The organism is Micromonospora globbae (assembly GCF_003610785.1).
Classification (GTDB): Bacteria; Actinomycetota; Actinomycetes; order Mycobacteriales; family Micromonosporaceae; genus Micromonospora; species Micromonospora globbae.
Window position 1 is genome coordinate 225,898 of the sequence record NZ_RAQQ01000006.1, and the last position, 26,022, is coordinate 251,919.

The following is a 26,022-nucleotide window of genomic DNA, read 5'->3' on the forward strand; positions in this document are numbered from 1 at the left end:
CCGAGGTGGAGGGGCGGTTGACGGCCGATTGATCACACCCGAACGGCGCGGGCCGACCGGCGGACGGGCTCGGGCACGCGGGCCCGGTGCCGCTGTCCGGGCCGGGCCGGCCGGCGCGCGGCCGGCCCGGCTCCACGTCAGTGGTCGTGGTCGAGGTCGTGCTCCGCCCGCAGGGCGGCGGCCTCGTCGGCGCGGCCGAGTTCGTCCAGCGCCCGCGCCAGCAGCCAGGCGGCCTGCTGCAACGGGCGGGAACCGGCGGGAAGCCCACCGAGCACGTCCCGCAGCACCCGCTCCGCGTCGACCGGCCGGTCGAGCCGCAGCAGCAGCTCCCCCGTGAAGATCTCCACCTGGGCGGCCTCGCCGAACGCCTCGATCGACCGGAGCCGCTCGGGCACACCGGCCAGCCGGTCCAGCGCCTCGGCCTCCCGGCCGTCGCCGGCCAGCACGCGGGCCGCCGCCTCGGCGGCCAGGGCCCGCTCGTACGTCACCGGGGGTTCCGGCTCCCCGTCCCCGCCGACCGCCGCCGCGAGGCGGTCCATCACCTCCACGGTCCGCAGCGCGGCGGGTCCGTCCCCGGCCCACATCCAGGCGTACGCCTCGCGGCGGCGGGTGCGCAGCTCGTCCAGGGTCAGCCCGGCCAGCTCGTACGCGCCGGCCGCCGCCGCGAACCGCTGGGCGGCGAGGGCGTCCCGGTCGGCGTCGTAGAGCAGCCCGCCCGCCTCCTCCAGCATGTGCGCGCGGTGCGGCAGGTTGTCCGGGCCGTCGAGGTTCTCCGCGAGCTGGTCCAGCAGGGCCAGCGCCGGGTCGATCTCGCCGAGCCCCTGGTAGATGCCGGCGAGCAGGTACCGGCAGCGGTCCGCCTGGACCTGCGCGCCGAGCTTGTCGAGCCCGATGACCGCCTCCTCGGCGACCTCCGCCGCCTCGCTCAGCCGGCCGGCGACCCGGTAGGCGTTCGCCAGTTCCCAGCGCAGCAGGGCGTCGCCCTCGGCGCCCCGCTCCACGCAGAGGGTGACCGCCTCGGCGAAGTCGTCCACGGCCTCGTCGGCGCGCCCGGCAGCCATGAGCGCCCGGGCACGGGTGACCCGGGCCGGGATCAGCCCCTTCGGCGGCGTCACCCGCAGCGCCTCGTCGCAGGCGGCCACCGCCTCCGCAGGGTCGTCCGCCGCCCGGGCGTACGCCAGGCTGGCGCTCATGAGCAGCTCACCGACGCCCAGCTCGCGAGACTGCCGGCGGGCCTGCTCGGCCGCGGCCCGGAACTCCTCCGCGCGTTCCAGCTCCTCGAGGACGTGGGTGCGGTGCAGCGCGATCCGGAGTTCCAGGTACGGGTCGCCGGCCGCCGGCACCCGGTCCAGCGCGTCCAGCGCCTCCGCCCAGCGCTCGCCGTGCATGAGCGCCAGCGCCACCCGGTCGTGGGCGGCGGCCCGCAACCGCTCGTCCCCGAGCCGGTCGAGCGCCTCGGCGGCCGCCTCGACCAGGGCCAGCCCCTCCTGGGTGCCCTCCTCCGTCATGGTGAGCAGCACCCCGAGCCGGCTGGCGACCACCTGGGCGCGGACCTCGTCGCCCAGCTCCCGGTAGGCGGCCACCGCCGTCCGCGCCGTCTCGATCGCCGCCGGGAACTCCTCGGCGTCGCTCAGCTCGGCCGCGCGCAGCTCCAGCCGCCGCGCCACCGCGGCCGGGGCCTGCTCGGTGGCGCCGAACCGCCCGTCGTACGCGGCGAGCGCGGACCGGAATCCGGCGAGGTCGTGCCGGTGCCAGCACGCCTCGGCGAGGTCCAGCAGCTCGTCCGCGCCGGCGTCGTCCGGCACCTCCACACCGGCGCCACCCGGGGCTGACCCGCCCGCGTACCGGCCCGCCGGAGGCGTCCCGGGAGACGGGCCGTCCGCGACCGCGCCGGCCGGGGCGACCGCGACGGCGTCGCCGTCCGCCGTGGCGCGCGGGCGGGGCGGGCGGCGGCGCAGGCTCGCCGAGAGCGGCAGGTGCTCGCCGCTCGGCCGCACCGCGAGGCGGGCGGCGACCAGCTCCGACTGGCGGGTGGTGCCGTTGCGGGCGTCGAACCGGGCCGCCAGCTCCGTGGCCGTCCCGGCCAGCTCGTCGGCGAGCCGTCCCGCCGGCACGTCGGCGGCCGGCCGGTCGCCGGCGGCCCGCCGGTGCACGGGCAACTCCCCGTCCACCTGGCGCAGCGCCGCCGCGGCGGCCGCCGCGAAGTGCATGGCGGCCGCCGGCGAGGGCGCCCGGTCGAGCCAGTCCAGGTGCCGCTCGACCAGCTCCAGCGCCCGCGCCTCGTTGCCGGTCAGCGTGCAGAACTCGATGTGGTCGCCGATGTCCCACAGGTCGGAGAGGTTGCCGCGCAGCCGCCGGTACGCCTCCCGGTGCGCGTTGCGCGCGTCGTCGTGCCGGCCCGTGCGCAGGTACGGCACGAGCAGCGCGGTGAGGATGGCCTGCGGCTGCTCGGTGCAGGTGAGCCGGCCGGCGAGGACCGGCTCGGCGAGGGCCGCCGCCTCGGCGTACCGGCCCGTGTCGGCGAGGTACTGCACCTCGGTCGTCGGGTCGCAGCCCGCGCAGTCGGAGAGGTCGTCACGCGGGGTGGTCTGCCAGAGCCGGTACCAGTGGTCGGCCGCCTCGGCGTCCCCGACGTGCTCGGCCACCCGGAACCGGTGCTTGTGGACCGCCTGGAGGCTGTGCCCGCCGGCCCGGTAGCGGCGTTCCATGTCGTCGAGCACCGCGTACGTGCGGTCCAGCGGCACCTCCGGGAACTTCAGCAGGCCGTTGACCATGTACTTGAAGTGCCAGAGCAGCTGCCGCGCGTACCGGGCGTGGTAGGGCTGCGGATCGCGGTCGAACTCCGCGACGCACCAGGAGAACGTCACGAAGGACTTGGCCGGCTCACCGCCGTAGGTGTACGCGGTGGTGCCCTGCATCCGGGTCACGAAGGCCAGCTCCCGGTCCTCGGCGGCGTCGACCCGCCGGAGCAGTTGCTCCAGCGCGGCGATCTGCCCCGCTCCGTACGGCATGTTGCTGACCTCGCGGAGCACCCGCCACAGGTCCTCGTCGGTCGTGCCCACGAATCACTCCCGTCCCGGTACGGCCCGGCCGAGCAGGCCGAGGAACGAACTGTTCAGCAGCGCGGCGTCGGCCGCGCGGATCGGATGGTGCCCGAGCAGCAGCGCCTGCCCGTACAGCGCCTCGACGGCGAGCCCGACCAGCTCCGGGTCGGTGAGCGTGGTGACCCGGCGCAGCAGCGGGTTGCGGTGGTTGAGCACCAGTTGCGGACGGTCCGGCGGGGCCGACGCCGCGATCGCGTCGAGCACGCCGGCCCACAGCTCGTCGGCCCGGTCCCGGCTGGCCGCGAGCTGGTCGTTGAAGGCCGCCGAGCGGCTCACCAGGTAGAGCGCGGGCAGGGAGACCGGGTCGTACGCCCGGATCACCACCTCGCACCCGGTCCGCTCCAGCGCCTTCTGCGCGGCCGCGAGGAACGGCCGCAGTGCCAGCTCGACCTGCGGGTCGAGGCTGTCGAAGCGGGTGGTCAGGTCGCTGGGTTCCAGCCGCTCGATGAGCACCGACCGGTCCACCGTGGGCAGCCGCTCGATCAGCTCGGTGTCGTACGTGTAGCCGCCGTTGACCACGGCGAGGTCCTGCGCGGCGGCGACCGCGGCGAGCTGGCGGAACTCGTCGAGGCTGGCCGCGTACCGGATCAGGCCGTGCCGCTGCCGGAACTCGGCCAGCGTGAGCGTGCCGACGTTGGTGTCCATCGGCCACCACTCGTCGACCAAACGGAGCATCTCGTCGTCGTGCAGCGCCAACGCCTTCACGCCGAGGTGGTGCACCTGGAGGAACTCGGCGAGCCGGCGCGGGTCGTGCCGGGCCAACCGGACCAGCCAGCCGCGGACCTGCTCGCCGAGCGCCTCCCGGGTCGCCGTGAGCAGCGTGTCCTCGTAGAGCGCCTCGCGGCTCGCCGTCGGCCGCAGCTCGCTGGCGTCGACCACGCAGTGCGCGAAGAACGCCCAGTCCGGCAGCAGGCCGTCGGCGTGCTCGGTGAGCAGCATCCGCTTGAGGTAGACGCGGTGCCCGGCCCGCGCCGCCGGGTTCACCGGCTCGGGAAGGATGAACGCGACGCCGGTGAGCCCCGCCTCCGGCACGGACAGCGGCAGCACGTCGAACGGGTCGAAGCCGAGCGTCTCCCGCGCGTACCGGATCAATCCCGGACGGTCGACCGGCGCGCCCGCGGTGGTGGGCCACGGCGGTGGCCCGGCGGTGGTCACCACGTCGCCGACGCGCACCGTGACCGGCAGCAGCGAGCCGAACAGCCGCGCCAGGTCGGTGACGGTGGCCGTGGTGAACCACTGGTCGGCGTCCCGGCGCGGTACCAGCGTGACCGTGGTGCCCGGTTCGCTGCGCCCGGCCCCGGCCGGAGCGGGCTCGACCGTGTAGCGGCCGTCGGAGTGGCCCGTCCAGCGGACGGTCGGCTGGTCGCCGTGCCGGGTGAGTACGCGGATCTCGTCGGCGACCAGGAAGCAGGAGAGCAGGCCGATGCCGAACTGGCCGAGGAACTCGTGCCGGGAGAAGCCCAGCTCGTCCCGCTTCGAGCTGCGGCCGATGGTGGCCAGCAGCTCGTGCACCTGCGCCTCGGTGAGGCCGATGCCTGTGTCGTGGATCCGCAGTGTCCCGTCGCCGGTCAGTTCCGGCGGTTCGATGCGGATCAGCGCCGGCGCGTCCGGGTCGGTCGCCCGGCGCGCGGTGATCGCGTCCACCGCGTTCTGCAGGAGCTCGCGGACGTACACCCGCGGGCTGCCGTAGAGATGATGACTGAGCAGGTCGACGACGCCACGAAGGTCGACCTGGAAGGTGTGGTCCACGCCTGTGTGCTCCCCGGTCCGATGCCGGCGCTCACCGTACCGACCGTCACCGACGCCGCGCGTCCCCCGTTCACCCGTCGGCTTGACCCTCGAGCGGGTCGACCCTCCAGGGTCACCGCCATGCCCGCATCCCGGCTCGGCCGCGACTACCACCTGCTGTGGTCCGCCGCCGTCTCCTCCCGTTTCGGGGACGCGCTGCGTACGCCCGCTCTGGCCCTGCTGGCCGCGACCCTGACCCGCGATCCCCGGCTGATCGCGGCGGTCACCGTGGCCGCGCAGGTGCCGCCGCTGCTCTTCGGCCTGCTCGGCGGCGTGTACGCCGACCGCTGGGACCGCCGCCGGACGATGGCGCTCGTCGACGGCGTACGCGCCGCCGTGGTGGCCGCGCTCGCCGTGGCGGTCGCCGTGGACCGGGCCGGCCTCGGGATGCTGCTGCTGGTCGCCTTCCTGCTCGCCACCCTCGGCACCCTCTTCGACGCCGCCTCCTTCGCGCTGCTGCCGTCGGTGGTGCCGCCGGACGCCCTGCCCCGGGCCAACGGCCGGCTCCAGGCCGGTACGGCGGTGGCCGGGGGTCTCGTCGGCGCGCCCGTCGCCGGTGCGGCGTTCGCCGCGGCCCCCGCCCTCCCGTTCGCCCTCGACGCGGTGACGTTCGCGCTCGCGGCCACGCTGGTGCTCGCCCTCACCCCGCCCACCTCCCCGCGATCTTGCATTTTCCGCCCCGACAAACCCCACGAAAAGCCACGAACCAAGGGCCACAACTGCAAGATCGCGGGAAGCAGGGCACGCGCGGGGGTGCTCTGGGTTGGGGTGCGGTGGTTGCGGGGGGACCGCACGCTGTGGCGGGTCACCCTGTTGAGCGCGGCGAGCAACCTCGCGATCAGCGGGCTCATGGCGATCGTCGTGCTCCACGCGCTGGAGGTGCTGCGGGTGCCGCCGGCCGGGTACGGCCTCTTCATGGCCACGGCGATCGTCGGCGGTCTGGCCGGGGCGCTCGTGGCCGGCCGCCTCGCCTCCCGGTTCGGCACGCTGCCCGTGCTGCGCGCGGTGCTCGCCGCGCAGACCGTCGCGCTGGCCGGGTTCGCGCTGGCCCGACACCCTGTGCCGGCCGGGCTCGCCCTGGCGGTCTTCGCCGCCGGCACGTCGGTGTGGAACAGTCTGTGGGCCGCGTACGGGCAGCAGCGGGTGCCCGCGACGCTGCTCGGGCGGGTGGGTGCCGCCCAGCGGATGGTGGGGCTGCTCACCGCACCGATCGGGGCGGCGGTCGCCGGTCTGGTCGCGGGGGCGTACGGGACGGTGACCGTGGCCGGGGCGGCCGCTGGCACGTTCGCGGTGGTCACCGTCGCGGCGTGGCGGGTGCTCCGCGGGGCCCGGCCGGAGCCGGAATCCGATCCGCTGCCCGCCCCAACCTTTTCCGCCCCCCGTGCGTCTGAGTGATGAGCGCGACGACCCGCCGGAGGGAGGCGCCATGGCACGGGCGGCCGGAGACGACGGGCGGGACGGCTACGTCAGCTTCGTCGAGAGCCACCAGCACCGGCTGCTGCGTGCCGCGTACCTGGTCTGCGGCAACCGGCACCAGGCCGAGGACCTCCTCCAGGACGCGCTGCTCAAGCTCGCGCTGCGCTGGCCCAGCGTGCGCGAGGGCGACCCGGCCGCGTACGTGCGCTCGATCCTCTACCGGGACGCGGTCTCGTGGTGGCGACGGCGCCGCCGCGAGTGGCTGAGCGCCCGGACGCCGGACCAGGCCGGCGCCGACCGGGACGACGCGCTCCGGCTCGCGTTGCGCGAGGCCCTGGTCCGGCTGCCGCCGCGGCAACGCGCGGTCGTGGTGCTTCGGTACTACGAGGACCTGACCGAGGCGGCCACCGCCGAGGTGCTCGGCGTGAGCGTCGGCACCGTGAAGAGCCAGTGCCACGCCGCGCTGCGCCGGCTCCGCGAACTGGCCCCCGAGCTGGGCCGCGACGACGGGCTGGCCAGCGGGATGGAGGTGACGCAGTGAGGGAAGAGGAGCTGCGGCGGCTGCTCACGGTCGCCGCCGAGGACGTACGCCCGAGCCACCCGGCGGGGACCGCCTGGGAGCGGGCGCGGCGGGTCCGGCACACCCGGCGGGCCGTCGGCGCGGCGGCCCTCGCCGTCGCGCTGGCCGGCGGCGGCACCGTGTTCGCCCTGCGTCCCCCGGTCGGACCGCCGCCCATCGTGGCCGACCCGAGCGTCACCGACCTCACGCCCACGCACGCCCCGCCGGTGCAGCGACCGCCGGCCACGCTGGCGTTCCGGGCCGACCCGCTGGCGCGTCTCACGGATCCGGCGACCGCGCCGCTCTCACGCGAACCCGTCCGGCGCGCGCTGGCGCTCTACCAGCCGGTCGACGCCGAGTACCGGGCCGACGGCCCGGTCCGGGTGCTGGGCGACGACGGCGTGGTCCGCTCGCTCGACGTGGTGGACCTCGAACCCACCCGGGACGCCGGCGGCAACGAGGCGCCCGCCCTCAAGCCCGGTGTGCTCTCCCCGGACGGACGGACCGCCGCGTTCGCGCAGACCGGCGAGCTGGTCCTGGTCGACCTGACCACCGCGGGCGTACGCCGTGTCCCGCTCGACGGGTACCTCGAACTGGTGGTCTGGGCCGGCGGCCGGGTGCTGGTCGGCGGCGACGACCGGACGTACGCGGTGGACCGGTCCTCGGGCGCGGCGGCGGGGATCGACGTCTCCGCCTGGGACGTGTCCGCTCCGGACCCGGCTGCCGGGCGGGAGGCGGCGCTCGTCGAGCTGAGCGGGATGCGGGACGGTCTCACGCTGCGCAGCCGGTCGGCGGGGGACGGCGCCCTCCGCACCGAGCAGCGGGTCGGCCAGGGCGACCTGCCGGCGTCGTACCGGGTGAACGAGTTCTACGGCCGGGGCTGGCTGCGCGGTGACCGGGTGGCCCGGGCGGCGTGGATCACCAGCAGGGAGATCGACGGCGCGGAGGGGGTGGCCGTGCTCGACGCGCGTACCGGCGCCGTGGCGCATCTCCTCGACCTCGGTCGAGATCGGACGAAGGGCTGCTGCGAGGTACTGGGCTGGGGCGAGGGCGGCACCGTGCTGCTCCGGCTCGCCCCGGACGCCGGCCTCGCGCGCTGGGACCCGGAGACCGGTGAGATCACCGGCGTCCTGCGCGAACTCCAGGGCCTGGTCTCGCTCGCCGCCGGCTGAGCGCTCACCGCCGGGCTGAGCGCGCCGGCTGAGCGCCCGCCGCAGGGTGAGCTGTCCGGGACGTCGAGTAGGGGCCCCTTCCGGAAGGGGCCCCTTCTCGCACCGGCGTCAGGGGTTCAGGCCGCCGGGCTGGTCGCCCTTCACGACGGGGGCGCGGACCAGGTTGCCCCACTCGGTCCACGAGCCGTCGTAGTTGCGCACCTGCGGGTAGCCGAGCAGGTGCCGCAGCACGAACCAGGTGTGGCTGGACCGCTCACCGATGCGGCAGTACGCCACGATGTCGTCGTCCGGGCTCAGCCCGAGCTGGTCGGCGTAGATGGCCCGCAGCTCGTCGGGGGACTTGAACGTCCCGTCGTCGTTCGCCGCCGACTTCCACGGCTTGTTGAGCGCGCCCGGGATGTGGCCGCCGCGCAGCGCGCCCTCCTGCGGGTAGTCGGGCATGTGCAGCATCTCGCCGGTGTACTCGCCGGGCGAGCGGACGTCGACCAGCGGACGGCCGGCCGCCACGTGCGCCATCACCTGCTCGCGGAAGGCCCGGATCGGGGCGTCGTCCCGCTGCGGCACCGGGTACTCGGCGCGCGGCCGGCTCACCTTCTCGCGGCTCAGCTCGCGTCCCTCCTCGACCCACTTCTGCCGGCCGCCGTTGAGCAGCCGCACGTCGGGGTGGCCGAAGAGGGAGAAGACCCAGAGGGCGTACGCGGCCCACCAGTTGAAGTTGTCGCCGTAGAAGACGACCGTGTCGTCCCGGCCGATGCCCTTGGCGGCGCACATCTCGGCGAAGCTCCTGGCGTCCAGGTAGTCGCGGGTCACCTGGTCGTTGAGTTCGAGGTGCCAGTCCACCTTGACGGCGCCCGGGATGTGGCCGGTGTCGTACAGCAGCACGTCCTCGTCGCACTCGACGACGACGAGGCCCTCGTCGCCGAGGTGCTCGGCCAGCCAGTCGGTGGTGACCAGGCGCTGCGGGTCCGCGTACGCCTGGAGGCGGGGATCAGGATCGCTCGGCACAGACATGATCCCCAAGGTACGCCGGGCGGCCCTTCCCCGACCCCCAAACGTGACGGGGCAGGCAGTCCGCGCGTCAGTCGGAGATCGGGCTGAGCGAGGGGCGCTTGGCGGTGACGGTGTCGCCGGACGAGCGGCCGGTGAGTCGCCGCTTGATCCACGGGGCCAGGTGCTGCCCCGCCCAGCGCAGGTCGGCCGCCCGGGCGGCCAGCCACGGCGTGGGCTCCGGGTGGGGCGGGACCATGAGCCACTCCTCGTCACAGCCCACCCCGAGCGCGTCGAGCACCTGGCCGGCGACCCGCCGGTGCCCGGCCGGCGAGAGGTGCAGCCGGTCGGTGCTCCACAGCATCGGGTTGAGGTACGTGTCGTCGGCGTACAGGTCGACCAGGATCGCGCCGTGCCGCGCGGCGGTCTCGCCGACCGCCCGGTTCAGCAGCTCGACGCGGGGCCGGACCAGCCGCTGCCCGGGGAGCCGGGCCATCACGTCCGCGAACCGGAAGATCAGCACGTCCGAGCCGTTCGCCCGGAGCTGTCCCACGATCTCGTCGAAGCGGCTGACCAGCCCGGCCCCGTCGAACGTGCGGCGCAGCACGTCGTTGCCGCCGGCCGCGAAGCTCACCAGGTCCGGCTTCATGGCGAGCGCCTCGGGGATCTGGTTCGCCACGATGTTGGGGAAGAGCCGGCCGCGGATGGCGAGGTTCGCGTAGCGGAAGTCCGGGCCGGCCTCGGCGGCGAGTCGGGTCGCGACAAGGTCGGCCCAGCCCCGGTAGGTGCCGTCCGGGTACGGGTCGTCCATCCCCTCGGTGAAGCTGTCACCCACCGCCACGAAGCTGCGCCAGCGCACCCCGGCCTCCCTCACGCTCCCTCGTTGCCTGCGGCGACCAGTTTGTCACCGCGATTCGGGCCGGCAGGTGCCGCTGCCGACCGAACGTGGCAGAGGTCATCGCCGACGCCGCTGACCGGCGACGGCGTCACACCGCGTGAGGCCGGCGTAGGCACGGGGCGGACCACGTGGTCCGCCCCGTCCCTGCTCGGTGCGAACCACGGCCGGGCGTCCGACCTGTCGTCTACCATCGATGTATGGCTGGCTCGTCCGCGCTCCTGCGGGTGATGTGGGGCATGGTGGCGGCTGTCGTCGCGATGCTGCTGTCCGGCTGCGACGGGAGCGACGAGCGCGAAGAGGACCGGTCGGACAGGGCGCTGAAGGAGGTTCTCGAGGAGTACCGGCCGCGCTACGAGCAACGGCGCGTGGCTCTCGCCGACGCCGCTTCGCGCGTGCCCAGAGAGAGCCCCGGCAAGGATTCGTGCGACAGGACGTTGGACCCGGAACCGGATTTCGTCCACTTCGATCACACGTCCCTCGTCCTGGACAGCTACAACAGCCCGGGCCAAGGTGGCAACGTCGACATCGCGCCGCTGAGCGAGGCTGGCGTTCCGGAACAGATCGCCGACAATCCCAGCCAGAAGTTGGGCAGGTTCGCCGTGGCGCCGGGCTGGCTCATCCGCGGCATGTGGGTCACGGGCCCGCAAGGCCCGCTGGGCACCAACCGCTTCGAGGTGACCAGCCAATACGGCTACGAGCCGTACAAGGGCGTCGAGAAAGATCCCGCCACGCGGCTCAGGAAGATCCTCGACGTCGGGCTGCACAAGCGCTACGCCCTTCTGTACCGCGTAACGACCTACGACGACCCCTACGCACGGGATGGGGACGTCAAGGATGTCGTGAGGGCGGACGTGTTCCTCGCCGACCTGGAGAAGGGCGACGTGCCCTGCCGACTTACCGCGACTGGGCATGACTACGACATGGAGGGCGTCGAGCTGAGCTGGCATTCGGGCACTCCGTACGAGGACATGCAGGTCACGTTCCAGCTGGACATCGATGCCAAGCTGCGGATCCTCACCCGCAGGTGACTCCGGTCAGTGGGAGGGTGGCTCGACCATCCCCCTCCGGTACGGGCCCCAGGCCACGAACCGCTCGAACAGCTCGCGCGGGGTCGGACCGTCGTGCGGGTTGAGCCGGAACAGGTCGTGCGTCGCCTCGTGGTAGAGCCCGGACAGGTAGATGGCCAGCTCGACGGGGTTCTGGTCGTACTCGACCCGCAGCAGCAGCCGCGCCTCGGCACACGGCCACGGCTGCCCGCAGGCCCGGCACATCCACAGCGGTCGGATCGGCACGTGCGGCGGGTGGCCCGGCGGATAGGGACGCGGCCGGTCGGCGTACGGACCGAGGCGCGGCACCGGGAATCCCGTCCGGGCACGGCCGCCGGTCACCAGCGCCCTCCGTTGGCGCGCCACTGCTGCGCCGGGGTCAACCGGCCCGGGCTGCCCGGGCGCGACGTGGGGATGACGCGGGTGGGCTCCCGCATCCAGCCCGGCAGGTTGGTGCTCTCCGGCGCGGCAGGCGGTGGTGGCGGCTCGGCGGTGCGGCGCCGGAGCCAGCGGAGCGGGTTGCGCATCTCGACCTCCTTCGGGTGTGGGGCCGCCCCGGCACGGGGGGAGGTGCGGGGCGGCCCCGGAAGTGGACCGGACGGGAGGCGGTCCACCGCGTGACAGTCTGGTGAGGACGCCACTACTCTCGGAAGGCATCGACGCCCTTCGGGGCGGGGTCGGGGGGACCGTCCCGACCGCGTGGACGTGCCGTGGAGACGCCGGGAAGATCGTGGAGGACGCGTGGAGGGCGAGCCGACCGCCGAGCTGATTCGGACGCAACTGCGGCGCCTACGGCAGAACGCCGGCCTGAGCCAGGAGGAGTTCGGGAGGCTCGTCCACTTCTCCGGCTCGCAGGTGTCCGCCGTCGAGCTGGGCCAGCGGCCGCTCGACCGGTTCTTCCTGAAGCGTGCCGACGAGGTGTTGAACACCGGCGGGCTTCTGCTGTCGCTGCTCAGGATGGCCGAGCGCGACGGGCAGCCGAGCTGGCTCCGACCGTGGCTGGACGCCGAGCGCGACGCCCAACTGCTCTGGTGCTACCACCCGACGCTCGTGCCCGGTCTGCTCCAGACGGAGAACTACGCCCGCGCGGTGATCCGGGCCGACGACATGCTGAGCGACGACGAGGTGGAGAGGCGGGTGGCGGTCCGGTTGGACCGGCAGGCCGTCCTCGGTCGCGCGCAACCGCCCAAGCTCGTCACCGTGGTGGAGGAGGCCGTGCTCCGCCGGGCCGACGAGAGCTTCCGGGGCATCATGGCCCAGCAGGTCGGTCACCTGATCCGGTGCGTCGAACGCCCGCACGTCCGGGTGCACGTCATCCCGGCCGAGGTGAGCACGCACGTGGGACTCGCCGGCCCGTTCACCCTCGCCCGGGGTGCGGACGGCGGCTGGATCGGCTACCTGGAGAACCAGCTCGGCGGCACGACGATCGACAGGGATGAGGACGTGGCTAGTCTGGTCGCGAGGTGGGAGAGCGTCCGCAGCGAGGCGCTGCCCCACCGGCAGTCGGTCGAGCTGATGAAGGAAGTGGTGTCGTCATGGAGCTGACCGGCGCCGTCTGGCGCAAGTCCACCCGCAGCGGCAACAGCGAGTGCGTCGAGGTGGCCGACAACCTGCCGGGGGTCGTCGGCGTACGGGACAGCAAGGACCCGACCGGTCCGGTCCTCACCTTCACCCCGCGAGCCTGGCGCGCCTTCGTCGCGCACGCCCGGCGCCCCTGACCGATCGCGCCGCACCCGACCTGATCCCCGCGATCACGCGGTCGTGGTGGGCAGGACAAGCGCAGGTGTCGCCCCTGTCCGGCACCACAACCGCGTGATCGACGCGGGCTGGGGCTCGCGAAACCCGTCGCCGGGCCGGCGGCGCCGGTCGTACGCTGCGGCAATGCTGCTGCGTATGTCGACCCTCCTGCTGCGGACCCTGCGCGAGGACCCGGCGGACGCGGAGGTGCCGAGCCACCGGCTCCTGCTGCGCGCCGGCTACGTCCGCCGCGCCGCGCCGGGCGGCTACACCTGGCTGCCGCTGGGCAAGCTCGTGCTGGACCGGGTCACCGAGGTGGTCCGCGCCGAGATGACGGCCATCGGCGACCAGGAGGTGCACTTCCCGGCGCTGCTGCCGGCCGAGCCGTACCGGACCAGCGGCCGGTGGACGGAGTACGGCGACGACATCTTCACCCTCGCCGACCGGAAGGGCGCCGAGCACCTGCTCGCCCCCACGCACGAGGAGCTGGCGACCCTGCTCGTCGGGGACGTCTTCACGTCGTACCGGGACTTCCCCGTCACGCTGTTCCAGATCCAGACCAAGTTCCGGGACGAGGCCCGGCCGCGCGCCGGCCTGCTGCGCGGGCGGGAGTTCCTCATGAAGGACGCCTACTCGTTCGACCTGGACGAGGCGGGTCTCCAGGCCGCGTACGACCGGCACCGCGCCGCCTACACGAAGGTCTTCGACCGGCTCGGCCTGGACTACACGATCGTGCGGGCCACGTCCGGTGCGATGGGCGGCTCGGCGTCGGAGGAGTTCCTGGCGGCCGCGCCGGTCGGCGAGGACACGTTCGTGGGCTGCACCGCCTGCGACTACGCGGCGAACACCGAGGCCGTCACCACCCGCGCGCCGGCGGCCGGCGACCCGTACGCGCACCCGCCGGCCGAGGTGCACGACACTCCCGAGACGCCCACGATCGCGAGCCTCGTGGAGCTGGCCAACGCCCGCCGCCTCGCCGGCCGGAGCGACTGGACGGCCGCCGACACGCTGAAGAACATCCTGCTGACCGTCCGCCGGCCCGGCGCCGACGAGACCGAGCTGCTCGTGATCGGGCTGCCCGGCGACCGGGAGGTCGACCTGAAGCGGGTCGAGGCCGCGCTGCACCCGGCCACCGTCACCGTCTTCGAGGACTGGGCGGAGCACCCGGAGCTGGTCCGCGGCTACATCGGCCCGCAGATCCTCGCCAAGCTCGGCCTCCGCTACCTGGTGGACCCGCGCGTGGTGCCCGGTTCGGCCTGGTTGACCGGGGCGAACGAGCCGGGCCGGCACGCCACGAACGTGGTCAGCGGCCGGGACTTCACCCCCGACGGCGCGATCGAGGCCGCGGAGGTGCGCCCCGGCGACCGGTGCCCGGCGTGCGAGGCCGGCGAGCTGACCATCCGGCGGGGCATCGAGATCGGTCACATCTTCCAGCTCGGCCGCCGCTTCACCGACGCGTTCGCCGTCGACGTGCTCGGCCCCGAGGGCAAACCGGTCCGGCCCACCATGGGCTGCTACGGCATCGGGATGTCCCGGCTCGTGGCGGCCATCGCCGAACAGCACCACGACGACCGGGGACTCGTCTGGCCGGCGTCGGTCGCGCCTCTCGACGTACACCTCGTGGCGGCCGGGAAGGGGCCGCAGGTGGAGGCGGCGCTCGACCTCGGCGGGCGCCTCGCCGCGGCGGGCCTGCGGGTGCTCGTCGACGACCGCGCCGGCGTCTCCGCCGGGGTGAAGTTCACCGACGCCGAGCTGATCGGCGTCCCGCGCGCCGTCGTGGTCGGCCGCCGGCTCACCGAGGGGTACGTGGAGCTGCGCGACCGGGCCACCGGCGAACGGAGCGACGTGCCCCTCGACGGGCTGGTCGAGCGACTCGCCGACGAGGTGCGCGCGACGCGCGGGCACCTGGTGTAACGGGGGCGTGACGGGGTACCGCAACCGGATCGGCGAACGCGTTTGTGGAGGGCTCTCATGACCGGATACCGGGTCAGCGACGTGATGACCAGGCAGGTCGTCTACCTGCCGGCGGAGACCACTCTGGACGAGGCGGCCTCGGTCATGAAGGAGGCCGACATCGGCGACGTGGTGGTGACCGACGGCGCCAGCCTCGCGGGCATGCTCACGGACCGCGACATCGTGGTGCGGGCGGTGGCCGAACGCGTGAACCCCGCCACGACCACGATCGGCTCGATCATCACCCGCGAGGTCGTGATGATCGACCAGCACGCGACGGCCGCCGAGGCGGCGGCGCTGATGCGCGAACGCGGGATCCGGCGGGTGCTGGTCTGTGACAACGACCGCAAGTTGGTCGGGATCGTCTCCCTCGGCGACCTGGCCATGCAGCTCGACCCCCGATCCGCCCTCAGCGAGATCAGCGAGCAGGCGCCGACCGTGTGAGGAGCGGCCCCTCCTCGACGTTCCCGGTAGAGGAGGGGCCGCCTCCCGACGGGGGTAGCCTCGAACGCATGTCTGCCATGCCGGCCAGGTTGGCCGAGATCGTCGACGAGTTCGCCGCCGCACCCCGCGACGTGGTGCTGGAGATGCTGCTCGAGTACGCCGACGTCATCCCCCCGCTCCCGCCGGGCGAGCGGGAGGGCATGGAGCAGGTGCCGGAGTGCCAGACCGCGTTCTTCCTGCGCGCCCGGGTGACGCCGGAGAAGACGGTGGAGACCGCCTTCGACTGCCCTCCCGAGGCGCCGACCACGCGGGCGTTCGCCGGCATCCTCGCCGAGGGGCTGGCCGGCGCCAGCGCGGACGAGGTGCTCGCCGTCCCGGACGACCTCTACCAGCGGATGGGGCTGGCGCAGGCGATCAGCCCGCTGCGGGTACGCGGCGGCACGGCGATCCTGGCCCGGCTGAAGCGCCAGGTCCGGGAACAACTCGGCTGAGCGGGAAGTTGCCACCGGTCATGGAGATCGAGATCTACGCGGACGTGGTGTGCCCGTGGTGCTACATCGGCAAGCACCGCCTGGAGCAGGCCCTCGCGTCGTACGACGGTGACGTGACCGTCCGCTACCGGCCGTTCCAGCTCGACCCGTCGCCGGTGCCCGAGCCGCAGCCGGTCGTCCAGTCGCTCGCCGCGAAGTTCGGCGGTACGGCCAACGCCCGGCAGATGGTCGACCGGGTCACCGACGTGGCCGCGGGCGTCGGGCTTCGGCTCGACTACGACCGGGCCGTCGCGGCGAACACCTTCGACGCCCACCGGCTGGTCGCGTACGCCACCGAGCGCGGCCTCGCCGCCGAAATGGTGGAGGCCCTCTACCGGGCGCACTTCGTGGACGGAATCGACGTGGGGTCGCGGGAGGCGCTCGCCACCCTCGCCGGGCAGGTCGGGCTCGACGCCGCCGACGCCCGCCGGTTCCTCGACTCCGACGAGGGCACGAAGGAACTCGCCGCCGAACTGGCCAAGGCCCGGGACATCGGAGTCACCAGCGTGCCGACCTTCGTGCTGGCCGGCAAGTACGCGGTCACCGGCGCCCAGGAGCCGCAGACGCTGCTCGCCGCCCTGGCCGAGGTCGAGCGGCTGGAGTCGACCAACGGCTGATCCCGGTCGCGGTCGGCGGCCTGCCGACCACGACCGGCGATGTTTCACGTGCAACCACATCGACGCCGACGAGTGCGCCGCGTCCGGGCCGGACGGTCAGGCCGGGCGGGCCAGATCCTCGACCACCCGGGCGCCGGGCAGCGCCCCGAGGGCCGGGCCGGGCAGCGCGATCTTGCTGTGGCGCACGCCCGAGCCGATGATGACGTGCGGCGTGGCGACCACCCGCGAGTCCACGAGGATCGGCCACTGCGCCGGCAGGCCGATCGGCGTGATCCCGCCGTACTCCATGCCGGTCAGCTCCACGGCGTCCGCCATCGGCGCGAAGCTCGCCTTGCGCACGTCGAGCGCCCGCCGGGCCACCCCGTTCACGTCGGCCCGGGTGGTGGCGAGGACGACGCAGGCCGCGTAGCGGACCACGCCCTCCCGCTTGCCGGCCACCACCACGCAGTTGGCCGAGACGTCCAGCCCCACCTCGTACGCCGCGCAGAAGGCGGCGGTGTCGGCGAGGTCGGCGTCGATCGGCGCCACGAGCACGTCGTCCACGTCGACCGGAGCGTCGGCGGGCCACTCGGCGAGCGCCGCGGCCACCGGCGGGGCGAGCAGGTCGGGGCGGGTACGGGCAGGTTCGGTCTTCAGCGTCCCCATCACGGATGCGATCCTTTCACCCGCCCGTCCGCCGCGCCCACCCGTTCCCCCGCGGAAGGCCAGCGCGTGCCGCCCGGGACGGCGGCAGGATCACCCGCCACCGTCCCGGCGCTCAGCTCCCGGCCGCTCAGCTCCCGGCGAGGAAGGCGTTCTCCTTGAGGAACGTCCGGTCCCGGTGGACCGCCAGTTCCTCGGCCCGCGCGGCCTGGGCGCGGCGCACCTCCAGGTCCTCCAGGCCGTGCCGGACGGCGAGCCGGATCACGCCGTAGAGGAAGACGAAACCGAAGCAGTACAGGATCACAGTGGTGACGACAGCGAACATGCGGTCACGCTAGGTCGAACGTGAACGGGACACGTTCTCATCTCCGGGTGGTTCCCCCGTACGTGTCGGCCAGGTAGTCGGCCCAGGTGCGGGTGCCCTTCGGCAGGGCCGTGGTGACGAGCCCGCCGTCGCGCAGCGCACGGCCGAGCCGCCCCGGCAGGCGTACGGGCAGCAGCGGTCGCCGGGAGTGCCGGGCGGCCCGCCAGGCGCGTACCGCCTCGTCGAAGCGGAGCACCTCCGGCCCGCCGTACTCCTCGATGCCCCGCAGCGGCCCGGCCGCGAGCCGGGCCACGAGCCGCGCCGCGACCTCCGCCGGGTCGACCGGCTGGGCGAGGATCGCGCGGTCCCCGATGGTCGGGCCGAACCGGCTCGACATCCGGAGAAGGTCGTCGAGGAACTCCGGGAACTGCGTGGCCCGCAGCACCGACCAGGGCACCGGCCCGGCCGCGACCACCTGTTCGGCGGCGAGCTTGTGCCGGTAGTACGGGATGGGCACCCGGTCCACGCCGACGATCGAGACGTACACCAGGTGCCGGACCCCGGCCTGCCCGGCGGCGACCACGAGCCGGCGTGTGCCGAGCACGTCGACCTCGTGGGTACCGCGGTTGGGCGCGGACGCCAGGTGCAGGATTCCGTCGACGCCGTCCACGGCGTCGGCCAGCCCGTCCCCGGTCGCCAGGTCGGCGGCCACCCACTCGACGCCCGGGTCGGTACGCGGACGCCGGCTCGTCGCCCGCACGGTGTGCCCGTCCTCCCGCAGCCGCGGCACCACCACGCGACCGAGACGTCCCGTCGCCCCGGTGACCAGCACCTTCATCTCGTCCTCCTCGTGTCGTCGGCCCGCCGTCCACGATCTGGACGGCACGGCCGGTGGCGACGTGACCGGCTGTGCGTCGGATCACCGCGGCCCGGACCGGTCCGGTCAGCTCAGCAGGTCGAGCACGGTCACCAGCGCGTAGAACGCGATGACGACCTCGCTGACGACCCAGGCGTGCCGGTCGGACCAGGTGCGGATGCCGGGCAGTGTGTCCATGGCCCGCCGGCCGGCCAGCAGCAGCGCGACCAGCGGCAGGGCGAGCAGCCCGAGGGTCACGGCGATGAACGGCAGCAGGTGCCACCACGCCAGGTCGTGCCGGGCGACGCTCGCACCGACCGCCGCCATCGTGAGGTCGTCCGTCGGCGAGGTGGCGACCAGCACCACGCCGAGCCGGGCCGCCCGCCCCGGTCCGGCGTGCCGGAGGGCGCTCATCCACCGGGGCGTGCCGGACTCGTGACGGCGGAGGTAGACGACCAGCGCGAGGACGACCAGCAGTCCCAGCACCGCCCAGTCGATCCGCCGCGCGGTGCTCTCCAGGCGGCCGACGTCGGTCTCCGCCCGGTCCGCGAAGCCGCGCAGCACCCTGGTGACCAGCCAACTGACCGTCACCCCGGCGGTGACCACCGCTCCCACGCCGGCCAGGTACCCGAGCGGCGCGGCCCGTGGACGGTCGGCCGAGGGCAGCAGCACCGCCGCGACGAACTGCGTCCCGGCGACCATCACCACGGCCAGCGGCAGGATGGTCAGGAAGCTCATCGCCGCCCATCCTCCCGGCCCGCCACCCGGTACCGGGCCGGTTCGCCGACCGCCCACCTCGGTGATCATGAAGTTGTTGCCGACAAATCAGACAACGAGTGGCAACAACTTCAGGATCAGGCCGAGGCCGTCCTGGTCGAGCAGCACGTCACCGCGGCGAGACGCGGGTGGCCAGGAGCGTGCCGACCAGCGCCAGCGCCGCGGAGACGGTCAGGGTGGTGAGGTAGCTGCCGGGGCCCGGCGCCGATCCCGCGGCGAGCACGGCGCCGGTGAGCGCCAGCACGGTCGCCGCGCTCAGCGAGTCGCCCAGTTGCAGCGACGAGCTGTTGCGCCCCTGCTCCCCGGGACCGGACAGTTCGAGGGTGAGCGCCGACAGCGACGGGTAGAGCAGCCCCATGCCGAGCCCGGCGACGGCCCAACCGAGGACGCCCACGAGGACCGGCGTGCCGGGCGCCACCGTGAACGCCACCGTCCCGATGCCGACCGTGATGCAGACCAGCCCGGCGCGCGGCAGGGTGGCCCGCGAGGCCGGCGCCGGGATCCTCCCCTGGATCCAGGAACCCGCCGACCAGGACACCGCCCCGACGGTGAGCACCAGCCCGGCCGCCGTCGGTGAGAGACCGCGCTCCCGCGAGAGCATGAGCGGGATGACCACCTCCGCGCCGACGAACGCCGCCGAGGCGAGTCCACGCAGGCCGATCACGGTGGGCAGCCCCCGGGCGGCGCGGACGAACCCCGCCGGCAGCAGGCGCGGCGCGCAGAGCAGCAGGCCGGCGATGGCGAGCGCCGTGACGACCACGGCGGACACGCCGCGCTGCTGTCCCCCGATATGCAACAGTGCGGCGCTCACCCCCGCCCCGCACGCCCACGCGATCCGCGCCGCCGCGCCCGCCGGCGGGCCGGTCACCGCCGTACCGGCGATGGACCGCAGGCCCGGGCGCACGAACAGCGCCGCCGGCACGGCCACCGCCGGCACCGCGAGGAAGACCCACCGCCAGCCGAGGTGCTCGACGATCAGCCCGGTCAGGGCGGGTCCGACCAGCGACGGTACGACCCACGCGGCCGCGAACGCCGCGAAGATCCGCCGGTGCAGCACCTCCGGGTACGCCTGGCCGACGATCACGTACAGCGCCACGGAGAGCAGCCCCGAGCCGAAGCCCTGCACCACCCGGCCGACGACCAGCACGCTCATCACGGGTGCGGTGCCGGCGACGACGAGCCCGACCACGAACCAGACGAGCCCGTGCCACATCGGCGCACCGGGCCCGCGGGCGTCGCACCAGATGCCGGAGACCACCATGGCGAGCACGCCGGCGGCGAACGCACCGCCGAAGGCCAGCCCGTACAGGGCGAGCCCGTCCAGGCTGCGGGCGACCGTCGGCATGGCCGTACCGACGGCCAACGCCTCGAAGGCGAGCAGCGAGATGAGCGCGACGCTGCCCACGGTCATCGCGCGCAGCCGGGGCGAGAGAAGCCCCGACACCGGGTCGGCCGGCGCCATCGTGGCGGTCACGCGACACCCGCCCGGAGCAGATCGATCAGCATGCGCCCAGCCTGCGACCTCAACCCGGATTGAGGTCAACCGGCGAGTGGCCCACCTCTCTCACCGGCAACTCCGGTGCCGGCGCGGACGAACGGTCGGACGGTCCAAGATTCCGCCGGTCGGAGGGCATAACGGACGGCACGCCGGGAAGCCAGGGCGCCGGACGCGACGCGCGGGAGGCGAGATGACGGAGGTCAGGAGCAGCAGCGCAGGGGAGTCGGGCCGGCACCCGTCCGGCCGTACGCCTCGATGACCCCGGCCGCGCGCGCCGCCGCTCGGCTCCTTCCGCCGGTCGGCGTGCCGCGGCTGGTCGGCGACGCCTCCCGAACCGCCGGTTCCGCCGCGGCGCGGCTGGCCCGGATGGTCGGCCTGACCAGCCGGCGGGTGTGGTCCCGGCCCGGCCGCCACCACATCGAGGTGCACGGCGTCTGCCAGGACGGCGGCGACGCGCTGGCCCGGCAGGTGGAGGCGGCGCTGGAGAGCGTCCCCGGGGTCGAGTGGGCCCGCGTGAACGCGCCGTCCGGCCGGGTCGTGGTGGCCGTCTCCACGCCGGGACCGAAGCTCCGTGACCTCATCGCCACGATCGCCCGCGCCGAACGCGCCTGCCCGTACGAGCCGGACCCGGAGATCCCGCCACCGCATCCGCCCGAGGAGGGCCCGCGCACCCCGCGTACCCTCGGCGCCCTCGCCTCGGACGCGCTCGGCCTCACCATCTCCGCGGCGACCCGGATCCTGCCGTTCACTCCGGTGCCCGCCGAGGTGGCCGGCCTGCTCTCCGCCGTGGACCTGCACCCGCGACTGCACGCCCTCGCCGGCAAGGGCCTGCGGGCCGACCCCCGCACGGAGGTGCTCTTCCCCCTGGCCGAGGCGGTGGTGCAGGGCCTCACCGGCGGCTGGGCGGGCATCGCGCTCGACAGCGCCCAGCGCATCGTGCAGTGGGGCGAGGCGCGGGCCCAGCTCTCCACATGGGAACGGGCCGAGCCGCGGCTCACCGGCGACCCCGAACGGGCCGTCGCCCGCTGGCCGGCGGCGGAGCGACCGTGCCCGAAACCGGACGGGCCGGTCGAGCGGTACGTCAACCGGATGCTCGTCGCCGGCGCGGCGGCCGCGGCGGCCGCCACCCCGGTCGTCGGACGCAAGCGGGCCGCCGCGCTGGGGCTCTCGACGCTGCCGAAGGCACCCGGGAGCGGCCGCGAGGGGTTCGCCGCCCACCTGGGCCGGATCCTCGCCCGACGCGGGGTGATCGCCATGGATCGCGAGGTGCTCCGCGAACTCGACCGGATCGACACGCTCGTGCTCGACGCCGCCGTGCTCGGCTCGGACCGGGGGACGCTCGCCGACCTGGCCCTCATGCCCGGCGCCGACACCGGGGAGGTGGCGGGCCGGGCGTTCGCGCTGTTCGACCCCGCGGACCCGGACCGGCTGCGGGAGTCGGACGGCTGGCGGCTCGGCCCGCTCGACCGGCTGGACGCCGACGCCCCCGAGGACACGCCGGACGTCGCCCGGCTCCGCGCCGCCGGCGGCCGGCTCCTCGGTCTCGCCGAGGGAGGCAGGCTGGTCGCCGTGCTGCGGGTCGAGCCCGAACCGGCGCCCGGCGTCGACGGCCTGCCCACCGCCGCGCGCCACGCCGGCCTGCGGCTCGTGGTCGCCGGCGACGACGAGGACCGGTACGGCTACGCCGACGCCGTCCTGCCCGGCGGGAACCGGCTGGCCGAGTCGGTGCGGACACTGCAACGCGACGGCGCCGTGGTGATGCTGGTCTCCGGGGACCGGGCCGCCCTCGGCGCCTCGGACTGCGGTCTGGGGATCTACGGCCCCGACGACCTGCCACCCTGGGGAGCGCATCTGCTGGTCGGCACGGACCTGCGCGTGGCGGCCCTGCTCGTCGAGGCCGCCGGGGCGGCCCGGCGGATGACCGCGCAGAACATCCGGGTGGCCATGGCCGGCGCCGGCCTCGGCGCGCTGGGTGCGTTCACCGCCCAGCCCGTCCACCTGCCCGGCCGGAGCCTGGCGGCCGTCAACGGCGCGGCGGCGCTGGCCTTCGGTCACGGCGTGTGGCGGGCCGGCCGGCTGCCGAGCCCGGCGGACACCCCCGCCCCGACAGCCACCGCCTGGCACCTCATGCCGATCGAGACCGTCCTCGACCGGCTGGGCACCCGCCCCGACGGACTGACGAGCGCCGAGGCGGGGCGGCGGCGCACCGGCGCGCACGGCGCGGGCCCCGGTCCGGGCGGTCTGCTCCGGGCCTTCGTCGACGAACTCGCCAACCCGCTCACGCCCGTGCTGGCGGCCGGCGCCGTGCTGTCCGCGTCCTTCGGCTCGCTCGTGGACGCCGCCCTCGTCGGTGGGGTCGTCGGCGGGTCCGCGCTGATCGGGGCCGTGCACCAGCGCAACACCGAGCGGTCCCTCGCGCAGCTGCTGTCCCGCTCGGCGGTGACGGCCCGGGTACGCCGCGACGGCACCGACCGGGTGGTGGCCGCCGACGACCTGGTGCCGGGCGACGTGATCCGGCTGGAGCCCGGCGACTCCGTACCGGCCGACTGCCGGCTCATCGAGGCCGTCGGGCTGGAGACGGACGAGTCGTCGCTGACCGGCGAGTCCCTCCCCGTCGGCAAGACCACCCAGCCGGTGGTGGCGGCGGCCATCGCCGACCGGCACTCGATGGTGTACGAGGGAACGACCGTCGCCGCCGGGCACGGCACCGCCGTGGTGGTCGCCACCGGCGCCGACACCGAGGCCGGCCGCAGCCTCGCCCTGGCCCGGCAGGCGCCACCGGCCAGCGGCGTCGAGGCGCGGCTCGGCACACTCACCCGGGCGGCCGTCCCGCTGGCGGCCGGCTCGGCGGTGGCGGTGGCCGGAGCCGGGCTGCTCCGGGGCGTACCGCTCGCGCAGACCGCCGCGACCGCCGCGAACCTGGCGGTGGCCTCGGTCCCGGAAGGGTTGCCGTTCCTGGTCAGCGCCGCCCAGTTGGCCGCCGCCCGGCGGCTGGCCGAGCACGGCGCCCTGGTCCGCAACCCCCGCACCATCGAGGCGCTCGGCCGGGTGGACGTCCTCTGCTTCGACAAGACCGGCACCCTCACCGAAGGACAGTTGATGCTGGCCGGAGTCGGCGACGGGGACGCCGGCCGGTACGCCCCGGTCGACCGGCTCGACGACCGGCTGCGGCTCACCCTGGGCGCGGCACTGCGGGCCACCCCCGGTGCCGTCGACCCGGAGGAGCTGACCCACCAGACCGACCGCGCGGTCCGGCGGGGCGCCGCGGCGGCGGGCGTAACCGAGCAGGCCGGCGCACCCGGCTGGCGGCTGGTCGGCGGGTTGCCGTTCGAGCCGTCGCGGGGCTACCACGCGAGCGTCGGGGAGAGCGGCGGCGGACTGCTGCTCAGCGTCAAGGGCGCCCCGGAGTCCGTCCTGCCCCGCTGCGCGTCCCGGCGGGTCGACGGGCGGGAGGAACGGCTGGACGACGCCGGCCGCGCCGACCTGCACCGGCTGCTCGCCGACCGGGCCGGCGCGGGGCACCGCATCCTGGCCGTCGCGGAGTGCCGGGTGGCCGACGCGGACGTCGACGACGACCAGATCCGCAACCTGACGTTCGTCGGCTTCCTGGCCCTGGCCGACGGGGTACGGCAGAGCGCCGCACCCGCCGTACGCCGGATCCGGCAGGCCGGCATCCACACCATCATGATCACCGGGGATCATCCGGCGACCGCCGAGGCGATCGCGGCCACCATCACCGAGCACGACGAACAGCGCGTCGCCACCGGCGCCGAACTCGACCAGCTCGACAACGAGGCGCTGGCGGAGCGGCTGGCGCGTACCGACGTGGTGGCCCGCTGCACCCCCACCCACAAGGTGCGGATCATCCAGGCGTTGCAGAAGTGCGGGCGTACGGTCGCCATGACCGGCGACGGCGCCAACGACGCCCCCGCCATCCGCCTCGCCGACGTGGGTATCGCCCTCGGCCAGCGCGGCACCCCGGCCGCCCGGGCCGCCGCCGACCTGGTGGTCACCGACGACCGGCTGGAGACCATCATCGCCACGCTCGTCGAGGGGCGGGCCATGTGGTCCTCGGTACGCCACGCGCTGAGCATCCTCGTCGGCGGCAACCTCGGCGAGATCGCGTTCAGTGTGCTCAGCGCGGCGGCCACCGGGCGGTCCGCGCTCAACGGACGGCAACTGCTGCTGGTCAACCTGCTCACCGACCTGGTGCCGGCGATGGCCATCGCGGTACGCCCGCCTGCCGCGGGCCACGCCGACGACCTGCTGCGCGAGGGGCCGGACACGTCGCTGGGCGAGACGCTCACCCGGGAGATCGGCCTGCGGGCGGCGGCCACCACGCTGGGTGCCACCGCCGGCTGGACGCTGGCCCGCTACACCGGGCGACGCCGCCGGGCCGGCACGGTGGCCCTCGTGTCGCTCGTCGGTACGCAGCTGGGCCAGACCGTCCTGGCCGGGGGCACCAGCCCGGCCGTGCTCGCCTCCACCGCGGCGTCGCTCGGCGCGCTCGCCGTCGTGGTGCAGACGCCGGGGCTCAGCCACTTCTTCGGCTGCACGCCGCTCGGCCCGATCGGCTGGGGCATCGCGGCCGGGTCCGCGGTCGGGGCCACGTTCGCCAACGGCGCGCTGAGCCGGCTGGTCGAGCGGCTGCCCCCGCTCGACGGGGCCGGCGGGGGTGACGGCGACCGCCGCGGCGGCACCGGCGGGGACGGCTCGGCGTCGGAGTGAGTGGGATCGGCATGGCCGGCCCGTTCCCGGGTACGGGCCGGGGTGGAGGTGGGTACGTTGGCAGAGCAGCCCGAGGTCACGTTCATCGGCACCGCCACCACGGTGCTCCGGATCGGTGGGTTCACCCTGCTGACCGATCCGAACTTCCTGCACCGTGGGCAACGCGCGTACCTCGGCAAGGGCCTGTGGTCGCGCCGGCGCACCGACCCGGCGCTGCGGATCGCCCAACTGCCGGAGCTGGACGCGGTGGTCCTCTCCCACCTGCACGGCGACCACTTCGACCGGGTGGCCCGCCGGGAACTCGACCGGACGCTGCCGATCGTGACCACCCCGGCCGCGGAGCGGAAGCTGCGCCGCTGGGGGTTCGGAGCGGCCGAGGGGCTGCCCACCTGGCAGTCCCACGAGCTGCACGGCGACGGCGAGTTTCTGCGGCTGACCGCGCTTCCCGGCCAGCACGGACCGGGGGTGCTCGACCGGCTCATGCCCGACGTGATGGGCACGATGATCGACCTGGTCCGCGGCGGCACCCGCGCGTTCCGCCTCTACATCACCGGCGACACCCTGTACCGGCCGCAGCTCGCCCGGATCCCCGAGCGGTACCCGGACATCGACGCGATGCTCATCCACCTCGGCGGCACGAAGGTCGCCGGCATCCTGCTCACCATGGACGCGCGGCAGGGCGCCGACCTCGTGGAGCTGATCCGCCCCCGGCTCACGGTGCCCATCCACTACGACGACTACCGGGTGTTCCGCTCGCCGCTGTCGCACTTCGTCGAGGAGGCGCGCCGGCGGGGCATCGTCCAGCAGGTGCGCACCATCGCTCGCGGCGAGACCGTGCCCCTCACCGTGCCCGCCCTCGCGAAGCCCGCCGTCACCCGACCGGCCTGAGCCGACCCGGAGCCCACCGTCACCCGACCGACCTGACCCGGCCCTGAAGCCCGGCCGAGCAGGCCCGGAGCGCTCGGC

The 26,022-nt window shown here is 74.8% G+C and carries 23 protein-coding genes; 12 read left to right on the forward strand and 11 right to left on the reverse strand.

Annotation, left to right across the window (positions count from 1 at the left end; genetic code table 11):
• Window positions 1-137: 137 nt before the first annotated feature.
• Together D7I43_RS10700 and D7I43_RS10705 are read right to left on the reverse strand one after the other, a co-directional pair.
• Window positions 138-3,011, reverse strand: a complete 2,874-nt coding sequence (locus D7I43_RS10700) for a hypothetical protein (protein WP_120328384.1) — start codon at window positions 3,009-3,011, stop codon at window positions 138-140.
• 54 nt (window positions 3,012-3,065) lie between these two features.
• Window positions 3,066-4,853 carry an HSP90 family protein gene (locus tag D7I43_RS10705; RefSeq protein WP_120328274.1) on the reverse strand — a complete coding sequence of 596 codons (1,788 nt, stop codon included), beginning with the start codon at window positions 4,851-4,853 and terminating at the stop codon, window positions 3,066-3,068.
• Window positions 4,854-4,973: 120 nt separating this feature from the next.
• On the opposite strand from D7I43_RS10705, the gene D7I43_RS10710 reads away from it, so the two are divergent.
• From D7I43_RS10710 to D7I43_RS10720, 3 genes are read left to right on the forward strand one after another with little or no spacing between them, the layout of a single operon-like run.
• On the forward strand, window positions 4,974-6,287 hold the full coding sequence (locus tag D7I43_RS10710) for an MFS transporter (RefSeq protein ID WP_120328275.1): 1,314 nt from the start codon (window positions 4,974-4,976) through the stop codon (window positions 6,285-6,287).
• A gap of 31 nt (window positions 6,288-6,318) precedes the next feature.
• Window positions 6,319-6,849, forward strand: coding sequence for a SigE family RNA polymerase sigma factor (locus tag D7I43_RS10715; RefSeq protein ID WP_120328276.1), 531 nt, complete (start codon window positions 6,319-6,321; stop codon window positions 6,847-6,849).
• Window positions 6,846-8,039: a hypothetical protein gene (locus tag D7I43_RS10720; RefSeq protein WP_120328277.1), complete on the forward strand. Its 1,194-nt coding sequence runs from the start codon at window positions 6,846-6,848 to the stop codon at window positions 8,037-8,039. Before D7I43_RS10715 ends, D7I43_RS10720 begins: the two co-directional genes overlap by 4 nt.
• Window positions 8,040-8,147: 108 nt before the next feature.
• Here D7I43_RS10720 and D7I43_RS10725 read toward each other — a convergent pair whose 3' ends face one another.
• Both D7I43_RS10725 and D7I43_RS10730 read right to left on the reverse strand, forming a co-directional pair.
• The gene (locus D7I43_RS10725; protein WP_120328278.1) at window positions 8,148-9,050 is read right to left on the reverse strand and encodes a sulfurtransferase; all 903 of its coding nucleotides are present in this window, start codon (window positions 9,048-9,050) and stop codon (window positions 8,148-8,150) included.
• Between the two features lie 67 nt (window positions 9,051-9,117).
• On the reverse strand, window positions 9,118-9,885 hold the full coding sequence (locus tag D7I43_RS10730; RefSeq protein WP_120328385.1) for an SGNH/GDSL hydrolase family protein: 768 nt from the start codon (window positions 9,883-9,885) through the stop codon (window positions 9,118-9,120).
• 236 nt (window positions 9,886-10,121) lie between these two features.
• On the opposite strand from D7I43_RS10730, the gene D7I43_RS10735 reads away from it, so the two are divergent.
• Entirely contained in the window at window positions 10,122-10,952 is an 831-nt protein-coding gene (locus D7I43_RS10735) for a hypothetical protein (protein WP_120328279.1), read from the forward strand.
• Window positions 10,953-10,958: 6 nt separating this feature from the next.
• Here D7I43_RS10735 and D7I43_RS10740 read toward each other — a convergent pair whose 3' ends face one another.
• Together D7I43_RS10740 and D7I43_RS10745 are read right to left on the reverse strand one after the other, a co-directional pair.
• Window positions 10,959-11,312, reverse strand: a complete 354-nt coding sequence (locus tag D7I43_RS10740; protein ID WP_120328280.1) for a hypothetical protein — start codon at window positions 11,310-11,312, stop codon at window positions 10,959-10,961.
• Window positions 11,309-11,497, reverse strand: a complete 189-nt coding sequence (locus D7I43_RS10745) for a hypothetical protein (protein WP_120328281.1) — start codon at window positions 11,495-11,497, stop codon at window positions 11,309-11,311. Before D7I43_RS10745 ends, D7I43_RS10740 begins: the two co-directional genes overlap by 4 nt.
• Before the next feature lie 214 nt (window positions 11,498-11,711).
• Here D7I43_RS10745 and D7I43_RS10750 point away from each other — a divergent pair, with 214 nt between their 5' ends.
• The 6 genes from D7I43_RS10750 to D7I43_RS10775 all read left to right on the forward strand — a co-directional run bounded on the left by D7I43_RS10750 (window position 11,712) and on the right by D7I43_RS10775 (window position 16,251).
• The gene (locus D7I43_RS10750; RefSeq protein ID WP_120328282.1) at window positions 11,712-12,515 is read left to right on the forward strand and encodes a helix-turn-helix domain-containing protein; all 804 of its coding nucleotides are present in this window, start codon (window positions 11,712-11,714) and stop codon (window positions 12,513-12,515) included.
• Entirely contained in the window at window positions 12,506-12,688 is a 183-nt protein-coding gene (locus D7I43_RS10755; RefSeq protein ID WP_120328283.1) for a DUF397 domain-containing protein, read from the forward strand. Before D7I43_RS10750 ends, D7I43_RS10755 begins: the two co-directional genes overlap by 10 nt.
• Before the next feature lie 163 nt (window positions 12,689-12,851).
• The gene (locus D7I43_RS10760; RefSeq protein WP_120328284.1) at window positions 12,852-14,621 is read left to right on the forward strand and encodes a proline--tRNA ligase; all 1,770 of its coding nucleotides are present in this window, start codon (window positions 12,852-12,854) and stop codon (window positions 14,619-14,621) included.
• A gap of 57 nt (window positions 14,622-14,678) precedes the next feature.
• Window positions 14,679-15,104, forward strand: a complete 426-nt coding sequence (locus tag D7I43_RS10765) for a CBS domain-containing protein (RefSeq protein WP_120328285.1) — start codon at window positions 14,679-14,681, stop codon at window positions 15,102-15,104.
• A 68-nt stretch (window positions 15,105-15,172) separates the two neighbouring features.
• On the forward strand, window positions 15,173-15,595 hold the full coding sequence (locus tag D7I43_RS10770; RefSeq protein WP_120328286.1) for a SufE family protein: 423 nt from the start codon (window positions 15,173-15,175) through the stop codon (window positions 15,593-15,595).
• 20 nt (window positions 15,596-15,615) lie between these two features.
• Window positions 15,616-16,251 (forward strand): DsbA family oxidoreductase, encoded by a 636-nt coding sequence (locus D7I43_RS10775; RefSeq protein ID WP_120328287.1) that lies wholly within the window; start codon window positions 15,616-15,618, stop codon window positions 16,249-16,251.
• 96 nt (window positions 16,252-16,347) lie between these two features.
• Here the strand turns inward: D7I43_RS10775 and D7I43_RS10780 are convergent, their stop codons facing one another.
• The 5 genes from D7I43_RS10780 to D7I43_RS10800 all read right to left on the reverse strand — a co-directional run bounded on the left by D7I43_RS10780 (window position 16,348) and on the right by D7I43_RS10800 (window position 20,304).
• Window positions 16,348-16,896, reverse strand: a complete 549-nt coding sequence (locus D7I43_RS10780; RefSeq protein WP_120328288.1) for a YbaK/EbsC family protein — start codon at window positions 16,894-16,896, stop codon at window positions 16,348-16,350.
• A 127-nt stretch (window positions 16,897-17,023) separates the two neighbouring features.
• Window positions 17,024-17,218, reverse strand: a complete 195-nt coding sequence (locus tag D7I43_RS33575) for a hypothetical protein (protein ID WP_120328289.1) — start codon at window positions 17,216-17,218, stop codon at window positions 17,024-17,026.
• A 37-nt stretch (window positions 17,219-17,255) separates the two neighbouring features.
• Complete coding sequence (locus D7I43_RS10790; RefSeq protein WP_120328290.1) at window positions 17,256-18,035, reverse strand: SDR family oxidoreductase; 780 nt, start codon at window positions 18,033-18,035, stop codon at window positions 17,256-17,258.
• A gap of 105 nt (window positions 18,036-18,140) precedes the next feature.
• Window positions 18,141-18,791: a GAP family protein gene (locus tag D7I43_RS10795; protein ID WP_120328291.1), complete on the reverse strand. Its 651-nt coding sequence runs from the start codon at window positions 18,789-18,791 to the stop codon at window positions 18,141-18,143.
• Between the two features lie 148 nt (window positions 18,792-18,939).
• Window positions 18,940-20,304, reverse strand: coding sequence for an MFS transporter (locus D7I43_RS10800; RefSeq protein WP_240032900.1), 1,365 nt, complete (start codon window positions 20,302-20,304; stop codon window positions 18,940-18,942).
• 279 nt (window positions 20,305-20,583) lie between these two features.
• Here D7I43_RS10800 and D7I43_RS10805 point away from each other — a divergent pair, with 279 nt between their 5' ends.
• Complete coding sequence (locus D7I43_RS10805) at window positions 20,584-25,056, forward strand: cation-translocating P-type ATPase (RefSeq protein WP_120328292.1); 4,473 nt, start codon at window positions 20,584-20,586, stop codon at window positions 25,054-25,056.
• 57 nt (window positions 25,057-25,113) lie between these two features.
• The gene (locus tag D7I43_RS10810; RefSeq protein WP_240032901.1) at window positions 25,114-25,944 is read left to right on the forward strand and encodes an MBL fold metallo-hydrolase; all 831 of its coding nucleotides are present in this window, start codon (window positions 25,114-25,116) and stop codon (window positions 25,942-25,944) included.
• Window positions 25,945-26,022: the final 78 nt, after the last annotated feature.